This window comes from Dactylosporangium siamense (genome assembly GCF_016862795.1).
Classification (GTDB): domain Bacteria; phylum Actinomycetota; class Actinomycetes; order Mycobacteriales; family Micromonosporaceae; genus Dactylosporangium; species Dactylosporangium siamense.
On the sequence record NZ_BONQ01000099.1, the window covers coordinates 1 to 19,153 of the forward strand.

The following is a 19,153-nucleotide window of genomic DNA, read 5'->3' on the forward strand; positions in this document are numbered from 1 at the left end:
CCCCCGCCGCCGCAGCTGCGCTGCGGCAGCTAGCACAGCAACCCCCGCCGCCGCAGCTCCGCTGCGGCAGCTAGCACAGCGCGCCAGCCAGCACAACCGGCTGGCTCAACCTGGTAGGGTTTACCAGTTCGCGCGCTGTCAATTGGAAAGTCGTGAGGTTGTTTCGTGGCCGGAACCGTGGCAGACCCCCAGGGCATCACCAACCCGCCGATCGACGAACTGCTGGAGAAGACCACCTCGAAGTACGCGCTGGTGATCTTCGCGGCGAAGCGGGCCCGTCAGGTCAACGCCTACTACAGCCAGCTGGGTGAGGGTCTTCTCGAATACGTGGGTCCCCTGGTGGAGACCACGCCGCAGGAGAAGCCGCTGTCCATCGCGCTCCGCGAGATCAACAGTGGCCTGCTGACCGCCGAGCGCATCGAAGAGGTCTAGTCCGACATGCACGCCGAGGACGACGGCGCCGGTGACCGGCCGCGGGTCGTTCTCGGCGTCGCCGGCGGCATCGCCGCCTACAAGGCCTGTGAGCTGCTGCGGCTGCTGACCGAGTCGGGTCACCGGGTGCGGGTCGTGCCGACCGCGGCGGCGCTCACGTTCGTCGGCGAGGCCACCTGGGCCGCCCTGTCCGGCCAGCCGGTCAGCACCGACGTGTGGACCGCGGCGCACGAGGTGCCGCACGTGCGGCTCGGGCGTCAGGCCGACCTCGTCGTGGTCGCGCCCGCCACCGCCGACCTCCTCGCGAAGGCCGCCCACGGGCTCGCCGACGACCTGCTCACCAACACGCTGCTCACCGCCCGGTGCCCGGTGCTCTTCGCGCCCGCCATGCACACCGAGATGTGGGAGCACCCCGCCACCAGTGCCAACGTCGCCCTGCTGCGGGCCCGCGGGGCCGTGGTCCTGGAGCCCGACGTCGGGCGGCTCACCGGCGCCGACACCGGCAAGGGGCGGCTGCCCGCGCCGGCGGCGATCTTCGCCGTCGCGCAGCGGCTGCTGCGCCGCGGTGACCTGGCGCCCGACCTGGCCGGGCGGCACGTGGTCGTCACCGCCGGCGGCACCCGGGAGCCGATCGACCCGGTCCGGTTCATCGGCAACCGCTCCTCGGGCAAGCAGGGCTACGCGATCGCGCGGGCCGCCGTCGCCCGGGGCGCCAAGGTCACGCTCGTCGCGGCCAACGTCGCGCTGGCCGACCCGGCCGGCGTCGACCTGGTCAGGGTCGAGACCACCGAGCAGCTGCGGGTCGCGACCCTCGCCGCCGCAGCCACCGCGGACGTCGTCATCATGGCGGCCGCGCCCGCCGACTTCCGGCCCGCCGTGTTCGCCACCGGCAAGATCAAGAAGGTGGACGGCTCGGCGCCGACCCTCGACCTCGTGACCAACCCGGACATCGCCGCCGAGCTCGGCGCCGCGAAGCGCGAGGGGCAGGTGCTCGTCGCGTTCGCCGCGGAGACCGCCGCGATCGAGCAGGCCGTCGCCAACGGTCACGAAAAGCTGCTCCGCAAGCGGGCGGATCTCATCGTGGTGAACGAGGTCGGCGTGGACAAGACCTTCGGCGCCGAGCGCAACCAGGCGGTCATTCTGGGCGCCGACGGCACCCGTGACGCGTTGCCCGAGCTGTCCAAAGACGACTTAGCCGATAGGATTTTGGACACTGTGCTCGCCCGTTTGCCCTGATCGTGCCGGTTCTGCGAGGGTGAGGCGGCCCGGACGTCCCCATGCGTTTGCCGGTGCGGGAGTGTCAGGTCGTACACTGCTGCGAAACCTAGTAACCCGACGTCGTACCCCTGAGGAGCACCATTGGCCCGCCGCCTGTTCACGTCAGAGTCGGTCACCGAAGGTCACCCCGACAAGATCGCCGATCAGATCAGCGACGGCATTCTCGACGCGCTCCTCACGCAGGACGCCCGCAGTCGGGTCGCCGTTGAGACGCTGATCACCACCGGCCAGGTCCACGTCGCCGGCGAGGTGACCACGACCGCGTATGCCGACATCGCCAAGATCGTCCGCGAGACGATCCTCGGCATCGGCTACGACTCGTCCAAGAAGGGCTTCGACGGCGCCTCGTGCGGCGTGAGCGTGTCGATCGGTGCGCAGTCGCCGGACATCGCGCAGGGCGTCGACTCGGCCATCGAGGTCCGCGAGGGCTCCGGCGGCGACAACCTCGACCTGCAGGGCGCCGGCGACCAGGGCATGATGTTCGGCTTCGCGTGCAGCGAGACGCCGGAGCTGATGCCGCTGCCGATCGCGCTCGCGCACCGGCTGGCCCGCCGCCTCTCCGCGGTCCGCAAGGACGGCACGATCCCCTACCTGCGGCCCGACGGCAAGACCCAGGTCACCATCGAGTACGACGGGCTGCGCCCGGTCCGGCTGCACACGGTCGTCGTGTCCAGCCAGCACGCGCCCGACATCTCGCTCGAGTCGCTGCTGACCCCCGACGTGCGCGAGCACGTCATCGCCCCCGAGCTCGAGGGCCTGGGGCTGGAGACCGAGGGTTACCGGCTGCTGGTCAACCCGACCGGCCGCTTCGAGATCGGTGGCCCGATGGGCGACGCCGGCCTCACCGGCCGCAAGATCATCGTCGACACCTACGGCGGCTACGCCCGCCACGGCGGCGGCGCGTTCTCCGGCAAGGACCCGTCGAAGGTCGACCGGTCCGCCGCGTACGCCACCCGCTGGGTCGCCAAGAACGTCGTCGCGGCCGGCCTGGCCGAGCGCTGCGAGGTCCAGGTCGCCTACGCGATCGGCAAGGCGCACCCGGTCTCGCTGTTCGTGGAGACCTTCGGCACCGAGGTCGTGCCGGTCGAGCGGATCGAGAAGGCCATCAACGAGGTCTTCGACCTGCGCCCGGCCGCGATCATCCGCGACCTCGACCTGCTCAAGCCGGTCTACCAGCAGACCGCGGCCTACGGTCACTTCGGCCGCGAGCTGCCCGGCTTCACGTGGGAGCAGACGAGCCGCACCGCCGAGCTGAAGTCCGCTGCCGGCGCCTGATCACCACTTCGACGTTGGCCGATCAGTCTGATCCTCAGGTTGATCGGCCAACGTCTATTTCTGGGCCGGTCGGTGAGGACGCCTCCGCCCTATCACAGGACGGTCTCTTCCCATCGCTGGATCCGATCGGGAAGAAAGCCGCCGGGCGCGATGCCACAAAGCCCGCGGGAAAGGCCGCCGCGGAACGGGTCGCGGGACGCGCGAAGACCACCGGGAAGGCCCGCACCGCGAAGTCGGCCCCACCCCGCGAGGCCGCCGCGGACCTGCCGGTCGCGCGGATCTGCGTCGACGTGCCCCTGCCACACCTCGACCGGCCGTTCGACTACCTCGTGCCGGCCGCCGCCGACGCCACCGCCCGGCCCGGCGTACGGGTGAAGGTGCGCTTCGCCGGCCAGCTCGTCGACGGGTACCTCCTGGAACGGGTCGCCGAGTCCGGGCACGAGGGGCGGCTCGCGTTCCTGGACAAGGTCGTCTCGCCGGAGCCGGTGCTGCGCCCGGAGATCGCGGCCCTCGCCAGGGAGATCGCCGACCGCTACGCGGGCACCATGTCCGACGTCCTGCGCCTGGCGATCCCGCCCCGGCACGTCCGCGCCGAGCAGTCCGCCCCGACCCTGGAACCCGCCGACCCGGCAGCTGACCCGGAACCCGCCGGCCCGGAACCGGCCGTCCCGGCAGACGCTCGGCAACCCACCAGCCAAGAATCCGCCGACCCGGCAGTGGCCCCGGAACCCGCCGGCCAGGAACCCGCCGACCCGGCAGCGGCCCCGGAACCGGCAGTGGCCCCGGAACCGGCAGCGGCCCCGGAACCCGCAGGCCCAGAATCCGCCGACCCGGCAGCGGCTCCGCAACCCGCCGGCCAGGACCGGGTCCAGGCTCCGGTCGTCGCGCCGGCCCAAGTCCAGGCCCAAGTCCAGGCCCAGGCGCCGGTCGTCCCGGGCGCCGGCTGGGGCAGGTACACCGCCGGGACCGCGCTGCTGCGGGCCCTCGGCGACGGGCGCAGACCGCACGCCGTGTGGACCGCGCTGCCCGGCGAGGACTGGCCCGCCCGGCTCGCCGAGGCCGCCGCGACCGCGCTCACCGGCGGGCGCGGCGCGCTGATCGTCGTCGCCGACGCCCGCGACCTGGACCGGCTCGACACCGCGATGACCACCGCCCTCGGCGGCACCGGATCACACGTCGCGCTGTCCGCCGCGCTCGGCCCCGCGGAACGGTACCGGCGCTTCCTCGCCGCCGCCCGGGGCGTCGCCCGCGTCGTCATCGGCACCCGCGCCGCCTGCTTCGCCCCCGTCGCCGGCCTCGGCCTCGTCGCCATCTGGGACGACGGCGACGACCTGCACGCCGAACCCAGGGCGCCGTACCCGCACGCCCGGCAGGTCCTCCTCACCCGCGCCGAACAGGCCGGCTGCGGGATCATCGTCGGCGGGTTCGCGCGCACCGCGGAGGCCCAGCAGCTCGTCGAGGCCGGCTGGGCGATCGAGGTCAGCGCCGACCGGACCGTCGTGCGGCGGCACATGCCGCAGGTGGTGACCGTCGGCGAGGACGACCAGATGGCCCGCGACCCGGGCGCCGTATCGGCCCGGCTGCCCAGCGCCGCCTGGCGGGCCGCCCGCGACGCCCTGCTGCGGGACACGCCGGTGCTCATCCAGGTGCCGCGGCGCGGGTACATCCCGTCGGTCGCCTGCGCCGAGTGCTACACCGCGTCGCGCTGCCCCAACTGCTCCGGACCCCTCGCGCTGCCGTCGGCGACCGCGCCGCCGTCGTGCCGGTGGTGCGGCCGGGTCGCCGCCGCGTACTCGTGCCCCGAATGCGGCAGCCGGCGCCTGCGCGCGTCCGTCGTCGGCGCGCGACGCACCGCGGAGGAACTCGCCCGGGCGTTCCCGGACACCCCGGTGCGCACGTCCGGCCGCGACGGCGTCCTCGCCACGGTCCCCGGCGACGCGTCGATCGTCGTGTCGACCCCGGGCGCGGAACCCGTCGCCGCCGGCGGGTACGGCGCCGTGCTCCTCCTCGACAGCTGGGCCCTGCTGACCCGGGCCGACCTGCGCGGCACCGAGGAGGCGCTGCGCCGGTGGCTGACCGCCGCGTCCCTGGCCCGCCACACCGGCCAGGTCGTCGTCGTCGCCGACGCGTCCCTCGCCGTCGTGCAGGCGCTCGTCCGGTTCGACCCGGGCTGGCTCGCCGCCCGCGAACTCGCCGACCGGCGCGACCTCGGCTTCCCGCCGGTGGTGCGGATGGCGTCGCTCACCGGTACCCCCGCCGCCGTCGCCGACCTCCTCGCCCTCGCGAAACTCCCACCCGGCGCCGAGGTCCTCGGCCCCGTCCCCGCCGACGAAGGGCAGGAACGGATGCTGGTGCGCACCGGCCGGGCCGGCGGCCGGGCCCTGGCCCTCGCGCTGCGCACCGCCGCCGGGCTCCGCTCCGCCCGCAAGGCCGGCGACCCCGTCCGGGTCCAGGTCGACCCCCTGGACCTGGTGTGACGCCCCCGCCGGGCGTCCTCGCCCACGCCGCGGCCCTTGCCGGGGCGCTCGCGGGGGAGCACGACGACGTCGTCGGGGTGTACCTGCACGGGTCCGCGGTCCTCGGCGGGTTCCGGGCGCCGACCAGCGACGTCGACGTCCTCGTCGTCGTCCGCGCGACCCGCCCCGAAGACGCCCAGCGGGCGCTCGGCGCACGCCTCGCCGCGGTCCCCGGCTGCCCCGGCAGCGGGATCGAGCTCAGCGTCATCACCGCCGCGACCGCCGCCGACCTCGGCGACTGCCCGTTCGAGGTGCACGTCAACACCACCGCCGGCACCCCCTTCGTGGTGCCCGGCGCCGGTCACGCCGGCGACCCGGACCTGATCCTGCACAGCGCGGTCTGCCGGGCGCACGGCGTCGCGGTCACCGGCCCGCCGCCCGCGGACGTGTTCGGCGCCGTCGACCGCGGCCGGATCCTCGCGGCGATGATCGCCGAGCTGGCGGCGCCGTCGTTGCAGCAGGCCGCGGTGTACGCGGTGCTGAACGCCTGCCGCGCCAGCCGCTTCGCGGCGGAGGACCGGCTGGGTTCGAAGCTCGAGGGCGGCGAGTGGTTCCTGCGCCGGCACGGGCCGAACCCGGTCGTCGGCGCGGCGCTGACCGCCCAGCGGCACGGCAGGCACGCGCCGTTCACCCGCACCGGCCTGGTCGGCGTGATCCGCGACGCCAGAGCGTTCGTCACCACCGTCCGGGAGGAGCTGCTGGCCGCACAGCGCACCGGCTAGCCCGCGTCGCCACGTTGCGCCGGCCCGGTTCAGGCCGACCCGTTCAGGCCGGGCCGTGGGTTCAGGCTGGGCCGTGCGGTCAGGCCAGGCCGGTCGGGCCGGTTGGGCCGGTTGGGCCGGTCGGTGCGGTCAGGCGGGGCCGGGCCGTGTGGTCAGGTCGGGTCGATCAGGGCTCTCACGGTCTCCGGGAGCGGCGGGGCGCCGTCACGGTTGTCGACCTCGAGGTGCGCGACGGCCGGTGGGCGGTCCGGCGGGATCGCGGCGAGGAAGGCGTCCCAGCGGTCGAGTTTCTGCCCGTCGCGGCGCGAGCCGCGGGCGAGCAGCCGGGCCCGCAGCGTCGCCGGGTCGGACCGCACCCACACCAGGCGGACCGGTTCGCCGCCGAGCGCGGACACGAACCCCGCCCACTTGCCGGGGTCCGAGATCTGGCCGGTGAACGGCGCGGACAGCACGACCGGGCAGCCGCGGGCGCGGATCTCGCGGGCCGTCGCGGCCAGCCCCGCGTACTCGTGCAGCTTGACGTTGGCGTCGTACCAGACACCCTCGTGCTCACCGGGCGGCCGGCCGGCGGCGGCCAGGGTGGCGGCGACGAACCCGCCGTAGACGGTGTCCTTGTCCAGCAGCGCCGGGGGAGGGTCGAGCAGTCCGATCAGCAGGTCCGCGACGGTGGACTTGCCCGCACCCGGCGGACCCGCCACCACCCAGACCGCGCCCGGTTCGCTCACCCGGCGGCCTCCGTGGCGCTCCGGCCCCTCATGAGACCAGCAGCTGGTTGGTGGCGAGCTCCCGGTACAGGTCGCTGGTCTCCAGGAGGTCGGCGTGCCGGCCGACGGCGGCGACCCGGCCGCCCTCCATGACCACGATCTGGTCCGCGTCGACGACGGTCGACAGGCGGTGCGCGACGACGATCATCGTCCGATTGTGCGCCACGGTGTCGATCGCCTGGCGCAATGCCACCTCGTTGCGCGCGTCGAGGTTGGACGTCGGCTCGTCCAGCAGCAGGATCGGCGGCGCCGCCAGGAGCGTCCGGGCGATCGCGAGACGCTGCCGCTCCCCGCCGGACAGCAGCACGCCGCCCTCACCGACCTGCGCGTCGAGCCCGAGCGGGGTCCGCGCCACGATGTCGGCGAGGTTCACGGCGTCGAGCACCTCGAACATCTGCGCGTCCGACGCCTCCGGCGCGGCCAGGCGCAGGTTGTCCCGCAGCGTGCCCGCCAGGACCGGGGCCTCCTGCTCGACGTAGCCGAGCTGGGCGCGCAGCACCCGCCGCGGCAGGTCCCGCACGTCGACGCCGGCGACCCGGACGGCGCCGGCGGTCGTGTCGTAGAACCGTTCGACGAGCTGCAGCAGCGTCGACTTGCCCGCGCCGGAGGGGCCGACGAGGGCGGTGCGGGTCCCGTACGCGACGGAGAACGACACGTCGCGGACGACCGGCTCCAGGGCGCCCGAGTAGCCGAACGTCACCCCGTCGAACGCGACCGCGACCGGGGTGTCGGCGATCGCCGCGGTGCCCGCGTCCTCCTCGAGCGGCACGACGAGGATGTCCTGCATGCGTTGCAGCGCGCCGAGCCCCGTCTGCAGCTGGGTGTACGCGTGCAGCGCCTGACCGATTGGCATGACCAGGAAGAACAGGTACAGCACGAACGCGACGAGATCACCGACGGAGATGCTGCCGTTGGCCACGCGGGCGCCACCGACGCCGAGCAGCAGCAGGAACGCGCCCTGGATCGCGGCGACACTGGCCGGGCCGACGAGCGCCTGCAGCTTCGCGATCCGCACGCCCGCGCGGTACGCCTCCTCGGCGCCGGCCTCGACGGTGCCGGCCTCGCGCTCCTCGGCGTTGCTCGCCCGGATCGTGCGGGCCGCGGTGAGGGCCCGCTCCACGGCGCTGGTCATGTCCCCGATGCGGGCCTGCGCCTCCTGCGACGCCGGCCGGACCCGGCGGGAGAAGATCACCGCGATCGACAGGCCGAGCGCCAGACCACCACCGGCGGTGAGGAAGAGGATCGGGTCGAGCAGCAGCATCGCGGTCGCGGCGCCGGCGACCATCACGGCGCCGGTGACGATCTCGAACAACCCGGACGTGACGACGGCCCGCAGCAGCGTCGTGTCCGCGCCGACGCGGGACAGCAGGTCGCCGGTGCGGCGCTGGTCGTACTCGGCGATCGGCAGCCGCAGCAGGTGCCGGGTCAGCCGCCGCCGGGCGGTCAGGACCAGACCCTCCGCGGTGCGCTGCAGCAGGAAGTCGCGCAGCGCGTTGAGCAGCGCCACCACGACGAGGACCACGACCAGCAGCGCGACGGTCCGCCCGACCGCCCGCGACGCCTGCAGCCCGTCGAGGACGTCGCGGGTCAGCAGCGGCTGGGCGAGGGTCGTGACGGACCCGAGCAGCGACAGCACGGCCACGACGGCGAGCGTCCGGCGGTGGTCACTCAGGTAGGGCAGCAGTGAGCGCAGCGAGACGGTGTCCTTCTTGGTGGCCACCCCGTCGAGGCTAGCCCCGTTTCACTGAGCGCCCCCTGAGAAGGATCAGTGACGGGTGTCGCAGTACCCCGGGCGTCACCCTCGGGTCGGCGGCGAGCGCGACCAGGTCCGCCGGGGCGCCCTCCTCGATGCCGGCGAACCCCAGGTAGCGGCGGGCGTCCCAGCAGGCGGCGCCGACCGCGGCGGCCGGTGGGAGCCCCGCGGCGACCAGGTGCCCGACCTCGCCGGCGACGTCGCCGTGACCGAGGGAGTCGGTGCCCGCGAGGACGGTCACACCGGCCTCCCACGCGTCGACGGTCGCGGCGCGCAGGCTCGCGACACCGTCGAGGAACCAGTCCTTGCGCGGCCCCTCCGGCTTCGTGCGCACCACGTCGACGTGCGGCACGAACCCCGTCCACGTCGGGGTGACCGCACCGCCCCGCGCGGCGAGCACCGTCAGGAGATCCGGGGTGAGGAACCAGGCGTGCTCGATCGAGTCGACGCCGGCGAGGACGGCGTTGCGGGTGCCCTCGGCCGTCTGGCAGTGCGCGGCCACCCGCCCGCCGGCGGCGTGCACCGCGTCGCAGAGCGCCCGCAGCACCGGCTCCGGTGTCTTCGGGCGGTCGAACTCCCAGTCGCCGTAGGTCTTGCACCAGCCGTCGTTGGCGAGGGCCTCCGCCACACCGGCGGCGGGCAGGTCCGCGGGCACCGTCTGCAGGTCGTCGAGGTCCTGCAGGCCGTCCCACGCCAGCCACGGACCGGCCGTGACCAGGCGCGGCAGGTCCGGGCGGTTTCGCAGCTCCGGCGGGATCGGCACCCGGTGACCCGGGACGCGCAGCAGGGTGGTGCCGTCGCCGGCGTACCCCAGACCGGCGGCGGTGAACAGCGCCGGGTCGAACGTCATCGTCGCCGGGTCGTGCCCCAGGTGGGCGTGCGCGTCGACGAGGCCCGGCAGGATGAACCCACCGTCGTGCACCGTGGTGGACGCCTGCCTCGGGCGGGTGAAGGTGAGCCGGTCGCCGAGCACCCAGATGTCGCGGACGTCACCGTCGGGCAGCACGGTGCCACGCAGGTGGAGGCTGCTCATCGGGCCACACTAGACTTGCGTGACTCGAATCAGATTTGGGGTGCCTCGTTTGACCGTCCAGTCCGTCCGCATCTTCGGCGACCCGGTGCTGCGTACGCCCGCCGACAGCGTCGTGGACTTCGACCGTGAGCTGCGCAAGCTGGTCAAGGACCTGCTCGACACCATGGGCCAGCAGAACGGCACCGGCCTCGCCGCCCCGCAGATCGGCGTCGGGCTGCGCGTGTTCACCTTCGACGTCGACGACGTCGTCGGGCACCTGGTCAACCCGGTGCTCGAGTTCCCCGACGAGGAGGAGCAGGACGGCCCCGAGGGCTGCCTGTCGATCCCCGGTGTGTACGTGGACACCAAACGCCGCCAGAACGTGATCGCCAAGGGCTTCAACGAGCACGGCGACCCGATGCAGATCGTCGGCACCGGGCTGATGGCGCGCTGCGCCCAGCACGAGACCGACCACCTCGACGGGGTCCTGTTCGTCGACCGGCTCGACGCCGACCGGCGCAAGCAGGCGATGAAGGAGATCCGCGCCGCCGAGTGGTACAACCCCGACGCCCCGCCGGTCGTGAAGGCCAGCCCACACGGTCTGTTCGGCCGGTGAGACTCGTCTTCGCCGGCACGCCCGCGGTGGCGCTGCCGGCCCTCGACGCGATCGCCGCCTCCTCGCACGACCTGGTCGCCGTCGTGTCCCGCCCCGACGCGCCGTCCGGCCGCGGCCGCCAGCTGGTGCCGTCCCCGGTCAGCGCGTGGGCCTCTTCGCGGGGCATTCCTGTGCTCACCCCTGCACGGCCTCGAGACCCGTCGTTCCTTGAGCAGCTGGCTTCCCTCGAACCCGACTGCTGCCCGGTCGTCGCCTACGGCGCGCTGGTGCCGCGGGCCGCGCTCGACATCCCCCGGTACGGGTGGATCAACCTGCACTTCTCGCTCCTGCCCGCGTGGCGCGGCGCGGCACCGGTCCAGCAGGCCGTCCTGCACGGCGACGACATGACCGGCGCCAGCGTGTTCCTGCTCGAGGAGGGCCTGGACACCGGGCCCGTGTTCGGCACGCTCACCGAGCCCGTCGGCGCCCGCGACACGTCCGGCGACCTGCTCGACCGGCTCGCCGTGTCCGGCGCCGGCCTGCTCGTGCAGGTCCTCGACGGGATCGGGGCCCACGCGGTCACCGCCGTGCCGCAACCGCACGAGGGCATCTCGGCCGCCCCGAAACTCGCCGTCGAGGACGCCCGCGTCCGCTGGGACGACCCGGCGTTCGCGGTCGACCGGCGGGTCAGGGCCTGCACCCCCGCGCCCGGCGCGTGGACGACGCTGCACGGCGACCGGCTGAAGCTCGGCCCGGTCACGCCCGTCACCGCCGCGTCGGTCATCGGCGGCGGCACGGCCCTCGGGCCCGGTGTCGTCGCCGTCGAACGCAACCGGGTCCTCGTCGGCACCGGCACCGTCCCGGTCGTCCTCGGCACCGTCACCGCCCCAGGAAAGAAGGCCATGCCTGCCGACGCCTGGGCGCGTGGCGCCCGCATCGAGTCCGGCACCGTCCTCGGCACGTCATCCGTCGCCCCGGGAGCCACCTCTTGAGGTCGCCCCGGCGTGGACCCGGGCCGCGCCCCGCGGGCGCCCGCGACGACCGCCTCGTCCGGCCGCCGCGCGGTGGACGGCCGGCGATCGACCCGGCCCGCGAGGCCGCGTACGAGGCCGTGGCCGCCGTGCACCGCGACGACGCGTACGCCAATCTCGTCCTGCCGAAACTGCTGCGCGACACCGGGGTCACCGGCCGGGACGCCGCGTTCGCGACCGAACTGACCTACGGCACGCTGCGCCAGACCGGCACCCTCGACGCGATCGTCGCCGTCGCCGCGGACCGGGCCGTGGAGCGCATCGACCCGCCCGTCCGCGACGCCCTGCGCATCGGGGCGTATCAGCTGCTCAACATGCGCGTCGGTGCGCACGCCGCGGTCGCGACCACGGTCGACCTGGTCCGTTCCCTGGCGCCGGGCGCAGCCGGGTTCGCCAACGCCGTCCTGCGCCGCGTCGCCGAGTCCGACCGCAACGAGTGGCTGTCGCGGCTGGCCCCGGCCGACCCGTTCGAGCGGGCCGCGCTCAACCACGCGCACCCGCAGTGGATCGTGCGGGCGTTCACCGACGCGCTGGGCTCCCTCGACGAGGCCGAACTGGCCCTCGACGCCGACAACCTGGCCCCGCCCGTGCACCTGTGCGCGCGGCCCGGCCTGCTCGACCCGGCCGCGTTCGCGGCGACGCTGCGCGGCGCGACCGTCGGGCGGTACTCGCCGTTCACGGTCGTGCTGGCCGGCGGCGGCGACCCCGGCGGCATCCCCGCCATCCGCGACGGCCGGGCCCACGTCCAGGACGAAGGCAGCCAGCTCGTCGCCGCCGCCCTCGCCGCGGCGCCCCTCGACGGCGGCGACGGTGGCGGCCGTGACGAGCGGTGGCTCGACCTGTGCGCCGGTCCCGGCGGCAAGGCCGGCCTGCTCGGCGCGCTCGCCCGCACCCGCGACGCGCACGTCACCGCCGTCGAGGTCGCCCACCACCGGGCGGAGCTGGTCGCCAAGGCCACCGACGGCCTGCCCGTCTACACGATCCACGCCGACGGCCGCGACGTCGGCAAGGACGCGGACCTGCCCGAGGGCGGCTTCGACCGGGTCCTGGTCGACGCGCCCTGCACCGGCCTGGGCGCGCTGCGCCGCCGCCCGGAGGCCCGCTGGCGCCGCCAGCCGTCGGACCTGCCGCCGCTGACCCGGCTGCAGCGGGAGCTGCTGCAGGCGGCGTTCCGGGCGGTCCGGCCCGGCGGGGTCGTCGCCTACGTCACCTGCTCGCCGCACCAGGCCGAGACCGAGGTGTCGGTCACGGAGGCGGCCCGCCGCTCACCGGTGGACGTGGACCTGCTCGACGCCCGGCCGTTCCTGCCGGCGTCGCTGCCCGACCTGGGCACGGGGCCGACGGTGCAGCTCTGGCCGCACCGGCACGGCACCGACGCGATGTTCCTCGCCCTGCTCCGCCGCGCCGCCTGAGCTGCGCGCCGCCTGAGCTGCGCGCCGCCTGAGCTGCGCGCCGCCTGAGCTGCGCGCCGCCTGAGGTACGCCGCGCCGGCTGAGCTGCGCCGCGCCGGCTGAACTCAGGCTGAGCTGAGCCGCAGGGGCAATCCACTGCGGCGGAACGTGTGTGGTGCCCGCGCCGGCTGCCTCAATCTGCACGCTAACCCATCGCTGCAAATTGATCTCCAGCCCGGCTACCGAACGTAGTCTAAGCAGCCCACGGGATTGATCGCCAACCACCGGGGCTCGCGGGTCAGTCGGGCAGGAGGGCGGCCACGGCGGCGCGGGAGCCGCAGGACAGGGCGATCAGGCGGTCCCGCTCGGCGACCCAGGCGTCGCCGAGGGACTGCCGGACCGCGGGATCCAGGCGGAGCGCGTCGTTGAGCAGGGTGCGCTCCTCCTCGTCGAGGTGGTGGTACAGCGAGTTCGCCAGCTTCCCCAGTGCCTTGTCGAAGGCCACCGACTCGACATCCGGCACGTCCAGCAGCGCGAGGAGCCGGCGGTGGCCGTCCAGGTGCTCGTCCTCGCCGTGCTCGACGTGGTCGTCGGTGCCGGTCAGCTCGCGCAGCTTCGGGTACACCTCGGACTCCTCGGCGGAGGCGTGCGCGACGAGCAGGTCCGCGAGCTCGCTGAGGGTGTGCCGCCGGTGCGCCGCGAGGTCGGGGCGGGAACGGTCCCGCAGTGCCCGGAGCAGCGTCTCGAACCTGAGATGATCGGTGACGATCACATCGACGACATCAGCCATCCAGCGATTGTCCCCCATACCGGGCCGAACCCGCGCCGTCGCCTAGAGTGCTGATGTGAGCAACAGCGTGATCGCCCCTTCCATCCTCGCCGCGGACTTCGCCCGGCTCGCCGACTCCGCCGCAGCGGTGGAGGGCAGCGCCGACTGGCTGCACGTGGACGTCATGGACTACCACTTCGTGCCCAACCTGACGATCGGGTTGCCGGTGGTGCAGAGCCTGCGCAAGGCGACGACGCTGCCGTTCGACTGCCACCTGATGATCGCGGACCCGGCGCGGTGGGCGCCGCAGTACGCGGAGGCCGGGGCGTACAACGTCACGTTCCACGCGGAGGCGGCGACGGACCCGGCCGCGATCGCGAAGGACCTGCGGGCCGCGGGCAGCCGGGCGGGGCTCGCCATCGACCGGGACACGCCGGTCGAGGGCTACCTGGACCTCCTGCCGCACTTCGACCTGCTGCTCATCATGACGATCAAGGCGGGGTTCGGCGGGCAGGCGTTCATCCCGGAGCTGCTCGACAAGGTCCGCGCGGCCCGGCGGCACGTCGACACCGGCCATCTCGAGCTGCGCATTGAAGTTGACGGCGGGGTGGCCGAGGATACGATCGCGGCCTGCGCCGAAGCGGGTGCCGACACGTTCGTGGCGGGCACCGCCGTCTTCGGCGCCGAGGACCCGGCCGCCGCGGTGCGCCGGCTCCGCGCCCTGGCGAGCGGCTGAGCGAACCAAAGCGAACCACAAGCGGACCACAAGCGAAGCAAAGCGAACCACAAGCGGACCAGAAGCGAAGCAAGCGGCCGGAAGCGGACCAGAAGCGGACCAAAGAGGAATCGCATGGGCGAGCCCGACACCATCCTCGTCGTCGACGACGACGTCGACATCGCCCGGTTCATCGAGGTCAACCTGCGCCTGGAGGGTTACCGGGTGCTGCTCGCCCACGACGGGGCGACGGCGCTGCGCCTCGTCGAGGAGCACATGCCCGCCCTGGCCGTGGTCGACTGGATGATGCCGCAGCTCGACGGGATCGAGCTGACCCGGCGGTTGCGGGCCGACCCGATGACGGCGCCGATCCCGGTGATCCTGCTGACCGCTCGCGGGCAGACCGCGGACAAGGTCATCGGGTTGCAGGCGGGCGCCGACGACTACCTGGTGAAGCCGTTCGACACCCTGGAGCTCGTCGCGCGGGTCCGCTCGACGCTGCGGCGCAACCAGGAGAACCGGGAGGTCTCGCCGCTCACCGGGCTGCCCGGCAACAGCCGGATCCTGCGCGAGATCACCGACCGGGCCCGGGCCGGGGTCGACTTCGCCGTCTCGCACGTCGACATCGACCGGTTCAAGGCCGTCAACGATGTGTACGGGTTCGCCCGCGGCGACGAGTTCATCACCGCGCTTGCCCGGGCGCTGCACCGTGCCGTCGTCGAGGTCGGGCTGCCGCCGGCGTTCCTCGGCCACATCGGCGGCGACGACTTCCTCGTCGTGTGCAGCCCCGACCAGCTCAAGCCGATGGCGTCCAAGGCGATCCTGGAGTTCCAGACGGCGTCGGACGCCCTCTACGACCCGGTCGACGCCGAACGCGGCTACGTCGAGGTCGTCCAGCGCAACGGCGAGGTCCAGCAGGCGAACCTGGTCACCCTGTCGATCGGGGTCGCGATCGGGCAGATCGCCAACGGGCAGCTGACCGACCCGCGTGAGGTCATCGCGATCGCCACCGACATGAAGTCCGTGGCCAAGAAGCACAACGGCAACTACGTGGCGGTCGACCGCCGCAGCGCACTGCACCTGTAAAAAGCACCGAAGCTCAAAGCACCGAAGCTCAAAGCGCCGAGCTTTCAAAGCACCGAAGCGCCGAGTTCTCGCAGATTGCCGAAACACGCCTGTGACGTACGTCCCTGTGTAAGGACCGGGCCGGTCGTCGCGGAAATGTGCAAGACTCGGGTTACGTACCCACCACGCGCTGGCGGGGCTCGGTGAAATTCCGAACCGGCGGTAAGCGGAAGTCCGCGAGCCCGCGACCCGGTCGAAGCCGTCGACCGGTGGATCTGGTGTGAGTCCAGAGCCGACGGTCATAGTCCGGATGGGAGTTCAGCGCGCGGGATCCGGTGTCCGTTTCGGCGGTCGCCTCGGGGTCGGCCTGCGCGTATGCGAAGGTCGGCGCCGCCCGCAGCCGTCCCCGTCAGCCCCCCCGCGTGTGAGCAGACCACGCGGAGAGGGCCATGGACGCAGACGCCACCGACGAGACGCACCTGCGGCGTGCCGTCGAGCTGTCCCTGCTCAGCCTGGGCGAGACCAGTCCCAACCCCAACGTCGGCTGTGTCCTCGTGAGCCCGGCCGGCACGGTCGTCGGCGAGGGGCGCACCGCACCCGCCGGCGGGCCGCACGCCGAGGTCAGTGCCCTTGCGGCGGCGGGCGGGGCGGCCCGGGGGGCCACCGCTTACGTCACCCTGGAACCCTGCGACCACACGGGCCGCACCGGCCCCTGCACCGCCGCGCTGATCGCGGCCGGCGTGGCCCGCGTCGTCGTCGCGGTCCGCGACCCGGACCCCGTGGCGGCCGGCGGCGCGGAGACCCTGAGAGCCGCCGGGATCCGGGTCGACGTCGTCGAGGACGCGGCCGCCCGGGACGCCATGGTCGGCTGGCTGACCGCGGTCGGGCGGGGCACGCCGTATGTGATCTGGAAGTTCGCCGCGACGCTCGACGGGCGTTCCGCCGCCGCCGACGGCACCAGCCGATGGATCACGTCGCCGGAGGCGCGGGCCGACGTGCACCGCATCCGGGCCGGCGTCGACGCGATCATCGCCGGCGTCGGCACCGTCCTGGCCGACGACCCCCAGCTCACCGTCCGCACCGCCACCGGCCCCGCCGCCCGTCAGCCGTTGCGGGTCGTCGTCGACGGCGCCGGCCGTACACCTCCCACCGCCAAGGTGCGCGACGGTGCTGCGGCGACCTGGATCGCCACCGCTCCCGGCGGCGGCAAGGTCGACCTGCGCGGCATGTTGCGGGAGTTGTACGAGCAGGGCGTCCGCACGGCGCTGCTCGAGGGCGGGCCGACCCTCGCCGGCGCGTTCCTCGCCGAGGGGCTCGTCGACCGGGTCGTGGCCTACCTGGCCCCGAAGCTGCTCGGCGCCGGCCCGGCCGCGCTCGCCGCCGCGGGAATTTCCACCATCTCCGAAGCCTTGACGCTCGACGTTGTCGACCTTGCCACGATCGGGCCCGATGTGCGCCTGACGGCAACAGTGAAAGGTGCGTGACCCAGTGTTCACCGGCATCATCGAAGAGCTCGGGACGGTCGTCGCGATCGACCCGCTCGGCGACTCGGCACGGCTGACGATCCGCGGTGCGACCGTCACCTCCGACGCCGCGCACGGCGACTCCATCAGCGTCAACGGCGTCTGTCTGACCGTCGTGGACAACGCCGACGGCGTCTTCACCGCCGACGTGATGGGCGAGTCCCTGGACCGCTCCACCCTCGGCTCGCTCGCCGCCGGTTCCGCCGTCAACCTGGAACGCGCCGCGACCATGGCCACCCGCCTCGGCGGCCACATCGTGCAGGGCCACGTCGACGGGGTCGGCGCGGTGCTGTCCCGGGAGGCCGGCGACCAGTGGGAGACCGTCACGTTCAGCCTCCCGCCGCAGCTCGCCCGGTACGTCGTGGAGAAGGGGTCGATCACCGTCGACGGGATCTCGCTGACCGTCATGGCGATCACCGACGACACGTTCTCGGTCGGGCTCATCCCGACCACGCTCAAACTCACGACGCTCGGCGCCAAGGGCGTCGGCGAGCAGGTCAACCTGGAGGTCGACATCATGGCCAAGTACGTCGAGAAGCTCCTGGGCGCGAAGGCATGAGCGCCCCCGTCACGGACCTCGACCCGATCGAGCGGGCCGTCAAGGACATCGCCGCCGGCAAGGCCGTCATCGTCGTGGACGACGAGGACCGCGAGAACGAGGGTGACCTGATCTTCGCGGCGGAGCACGCCACGCCCGAGCTCGTCGCCTTCATGGTCCGCTACACGTCGGGCTACATCTGCGTGCCGATCACCGAGGCCGAGGCCGACCGGCTCGACCTGCCGCCGATGTACCGCACGAACCAGGACCGCCGGGGCACCGCGTACACGGTGACCGTCGACGCCAGGTTCGGCGGGACGACGGGCATCTCCGCCGCCGACCGGGCCCGCACGATCAAGCTGCTGTCGTCGGCGGAGACCAAGCCGACCGACCTGTCGCGCCCCGGGCACATCGTGCCGCTGCGGGCCAAGGACGGCGGGGTCCTGCGCCGCGCCGGGCACACCGAGGCCGCCATCGACCTCGCCACCATGGCCGGGCTGAGCCCCGCCGGTGTGCTGTGCGAGATGGTCAACGACGACGGCACCATGATGCGCCTGCCCGACCTTCGTGCCTTCGCCGAGCAGCACGACCTGGCGCTGATCAGCATCGCGGACCTCATCGCGTACCGGCGGCACACCGAGAAGCAGGTCGAGCGGGTCGCCGAGACCCGGCTGCCGACCGAGCACGGCGTGTTCCGGGCCGTCGGCTACACCACCGAGTTCGGCGACGGCGAGCACATCGCCCTCGTCTACGGCGACCTCGGCGACGGCGAGGACGTCCTGGTCCGGGTCCACTCGGAGTGCCTCACCGGCGACGTGTTCGCCTCGGTCCGCTGCGACTGCGGCCCCCAGCTGCACGCGTCCATGCAGATGGTCGCCGCCGAGGGTCGCGGCGTCGTGCTCTACATGCGCGGGCACGAGGGCCGTGGCATCGGGCTGATCCACAAGCTGCAGGCGTATCAGCTGCAGGACCTCGGCCGGGACACCGTCGACGCCAACCTCGACCTGGGCCTGCCCGCCGACGCCCGCGACTACGGCACCGGTGCGCAGATCCTCGTGGACCTCGGCATCAAGACAATGCGGCTGTTGACGAACAACCCGGCCAAACGGGCGGGCCTGGAGGGGTACGGTCTGTCCGTGCTCGCTCGGGTTTCCCTGCCGACCCGGCCGCACCCCGAGAACGTGCGCTACCTGCGCACCAAGCGGGACCGCATGGGGCATCTGCTGGACGAGCTCGACGAGGTCGCGGAAGGACTTGCGTAATGGCTGGTAGTGGGGCGCCTGTCCTGCAGCGCGTGGACGGCACCGGTTTGACCCTCGGCATCGTCGCCACCCGGTGGCACGCGGAGCTCGTCGACCACATGCTCAACCGGGCGATCGAGGCCGGCGAGGCGTCGAACGTCGACCACATCACCGTCGCCCGCGTCGACGGCGCCGTCGAGCTGCCGGTCCTCGCGCAGGCCCTGGCGCATCGCTTCGACGCCGTGGTCGCCCTGGGGGTCGTGGTCCGCGGCGACACGGCCCACTTCGAGTACGTCTGCCAGTCGGTGACCGACGGGCTGACCCGGGTCGCCCTGGACGAGTCGACCCCGGTCGCGCACGGCGTGCTCACGGTCGACAACCTCGACCAGGCCCGGGCCCGGGCCGGCCTGCCCGGCTCCCCGGAGGACAAGGGCTACTCAGCGACCCTGGCCGCGCTGGACGCCGCCCACGCCCTCCGCCAGGTCGCCAAGTCGTAGCGCAACGTCCGTGATCCGGAAGACCCGTGCGCCCCT

The 19,153-nt window shown here is 73.6% G+C and carries 18 protein-coding genes, 1 pseudogene and 1 riboswitch; of the genes and pseudogenes, 15 read left to right on the top strand and 4 right to left on the bottom strand.

The features are described 5' to 3' along the window. Positions 1-165: 165 nt before the first annotated feature. The 6 genes and pseudogenes from rpoZ to Dsi01nite_RS58960 all read left to right on the top strand — a co-directional run bounded on the left by rpoZ (position 166) and on the right by Dsi01nite_RS58960 (position 6,223). Positions 166-432 (top strand): DNA-directed RNA polymerase subunit omega, encoded by a 267-nt coding sequence (gene rpoZ, locus Dsi01nite_RS31740; protein WP_033356843.1) that lies wholly within the window; start codon positions 166-168, stop codon positions 430-432. A 6-nt stretch (positions 433-438) separates the two neighbouring features. Next, positions 439-1,668 (top strand): bifunctional phosphopantothenoylcysteine decarboxylase/phosphopantothenate--cysteine ligase CoaBC, encoded by a 1,230-nt coding sequence (gene coaBC, locus Dsi01nite_RS31745; RefSeq protein WP_203849997.1) that lies wholly within the window; start codon positions 439-441, stop codon positions 1,666-1,668. A gap of 123 nt (positions 1,669-1,791) precedes the next feature. Beyond that, the gene (gene metK / locus Dsi01nite_RS31750) at positions 1,792-2,985 is read left to right on the top strand and encodes a methionine adenosyltransferase (RefSeq protein ID WP_203849998.1); all 1,194 of its coding nucleotides are present in this window, start codon (positions 1,792-1,794) and stop codon (positions 2,983-2,985) included. A 290-nt stretch (positions 2,986-3,275) separates the two neighbouring features. Continuing rightward, positions 3,276-5,462 (top strand): primosomal protein N', encoded by a 2,187-nt coding sequence (locus tag Dsi01nite_RS31755; protein ID WP_203849999.1) that lies wholly within the window; start codon positions 3,276-3,278, stop codon positions 5,460-5,462. Between the two features lie 68 nt (positions 5,463-5,530). Beyond that, positions 5,531-5,621 (top strand): annotated as a pseudogene (locus tag Dsi01nite_RS58955) (nucleotidyltransferase domain-containing protein); the annotation flags it as partial. Between the two features lie 266 nt (positions 5,622-5,887). Continuing rightward, on the top strand, positions 5,888-6,223 hold the full coding sequence (locus Dsi01nite_RS58960; RefSeq protein ID WP_373318877.1) for an aminoglycoside adenylyltransferase domain-containing protein: 336 nt from the start codon (positions 5,888-5,890) through the stop codon (positions 6,221-6,223). A 152-nt stretch (positions 6,224-6,375) separates the two neighbouring features. Here the strand turns inward: Dsi01nite_RS58960 and Dsi01nite_RS31765 are convergent, their stop codons facing one another. The 3 genes from Dsi01nite_RS31765 to Dsi01nite_RS31775 are packed head-to-tail and all read right to left on the bottom strand — an operon-like array spanning position 6,376 to position 9,773. Beyond that, on the bottom strand, positions 6,376-6,948 hold the full coding sequence (locus Dsi01nite_RS31765) for a P-loop nucleotide/nucleoside kinase family protein (RefSeq protein ID WP_203850001.1): 573 nt from the start codon (positions 6,946-6,948) through the stop codon (positions 6,376-6,378). Between the two features lie 28 nt (positions 6,949-6,976). Further along, positions 6,977-8,707, bottom strand: coding sequence for an ABC transporter ATP-binding protein (locus Dsi01nite_RS31770; RefSeq protein ID WP_239136316.1), 1,731 nt, complete (start codon positions 8,705-8,707; stop codon positions 6,977-6,979). A 10-nt stretch (positions 8,708-8,717) separates the two neighbouring features. Next, positions 8,718-9,773 (bottom strand): amidohydrolase family protein, encoded by a 1,056-nt coding sequence (locus Dsi01nite_RS31775; RefSeq protein WP_203850002.1) that lies wholly within the window; start codon positions 9,771-9,773, stop codon positions 8,718-8,720. A 49-nt stretch (positions 9,774-9,822) separates the two neighbouring features. Between Dsi01nite_RS31775 and def the strand changes: the two genes are divergently transcribed. Genes def through Dsi01nite_RS31790 form a run of 3 tightly spaced genes read left to right on the top strand, consistent with a single transcriptional unit; the run spans position 9,823 to position 12,790 of the window. After that, complete coding sequence (def, locus tag Dsi01nite_RS31780; RefSeq protein ID WP_203850003.1) at positions 9,823-10,368, top strand: peptide deformylase; 546 nt, start codon at positions 9,823-9,825, stop codon at positions 10,366-10,368. After that, positions 10,365-11,339 carry a methionyl-tRNA formyltransferase gene (gene fmt / locus Dsi01nite_RS31785; RefSeq protein WP_203850004.1) on the top strand — a complete coding sequence of 325 codons (975 nt, stop codon included), beginning with the start codon at positions 10,365-10,367 and terminating at the stop codon, positions 11,337-11,339. The genes def and fmt overlap by 4 nt, the downstream gene beginning before the upstream one ends. Further along, on the top strand, positions 11,312-12,790 hold the full coding sequence (locus Dsi01nite_RS31790) for an RsmB/NOP family class I SAM-dependent RNA methyltransferase (protein WP_373318878.1): 1,479 nt from the start codon (positions 11,312-11,314) through the stop codon (positions 12,788-12,790). Before fmt ends, Dsi01nite_RS31790 begins: the two co-directional genes overlap by 28 nt. A 277-nt stretch (positions 12,791-13,067) precedes the next feature. Here Dsi01nite_RS31790 and Dsi01nite_RS31795 read toward each other — a convergent pair whose 3' ends face one another. Next, entirely contained in the window at positions 13,068-13,559 is a 492-nt protein-coding gene (locus Dsi01nite_RS31795; protein ID WP_203850005.1) for a hemerythrin domain-containing protein, read from the bottom strand. Between the two features lie 55 nt (positions 13,560-13,614). On the opposite strand from Dsi01nite_RS31795, the gene rpe reads away from it, so the two are divergent. The 6 genes from rpe (at position 13,615) to ribH (ending at position 19,117) form a co-directional block, all read left to right on the top strand. Further along, positions 13,615-14,274: a ribulose-phosphate 3-epimerase gene (gene rpe / locus Dsi01nite_RS31800; protein ID WP_203850006.1), complete on the top strand. Its 660-nt coding sequence runs from the start codon at positions 13,615-13,617 to the stop codon at positions 14,272-14,274. A gap of 114 nt (positions 14,275-14,388) precedes the next feature. After that, complete coding sequence (locus tag Dsi01nite_RS31805; RefSeq protein WP_203850007.1) at positions 14,389-15,339, top strand: GGDEF domain-containing response regulator; 951 nt, start codon at positions 14,389-14,391, stop codon at positions 15,337-15,339. A 164-nt stretch (positions 15,340-15,503) separates the two neighbouring features. Next, positions 15,504-15,645, top strand: a riboswitch (FMN riboswitch). 122 nt (positions 15,646-15,767) lie between these two features. After that, a complete protein-coding gene (ribD, locus tag Dsi01nite_RS31810) occupies positions 15,768-16,802 on the top strand; it encodes a bifunctional diaminohydroxyphosphoribosylaminopyrimidine deaminase/5-amino-6-(5-phosphoribosylamino)uracil reductase RibD (protein WP_203850008.1) in 1,035 nt (344 codons plus the stop codon). Positions 16,803-16,806: 4 nt separating this feature from the next. Beyond that, positions 16,807-17,400, top strand: a complete 594-nt coding sequence (locus Dsi01nite_RS31815; RefSeq protein WP_203850038.1) for a riboflavin synthase — start codon at positions 16,807-16,809, stop codon at positions 17,398-17,400. Beyond that, positions 17,397-18,641 (top strand): bifunctional 3,4-dihydroxy-2-butanone-4-phosphate synthase/GTP cyclohydrolase II, encoded by a 1,245-nt coding sequence (locus tag Dsi01nite_RS31820; RefSeq protein ID WP_203850009.1) that lies wholly within the window; start codon positions 17,397-17,399, stop codon positions 18,639-18,641. Before Dsi01nite_RS31815 ends, Dsi01nite_RS31820 begins: the two co-directional genes overlap by 4 nt. Further along, positions 18,641-19,117, top strand: a complete 477-nt coding sequence (ribH, locus tag Dsi01nite_RS31825) for a 6,7-dimethyl-8-ribityllumazine synthase (protein WP_203850010.1) — start codon at positions 18,641-18,643, stop codon at positions 19,115-19,117. The genes Dsi01nite_RS31820 and ribH overlap by 1 nt, the downstream gene beginning before the upstream one ends. Positions 19,118-19,153: the final 36 nt, after the last annotated feature.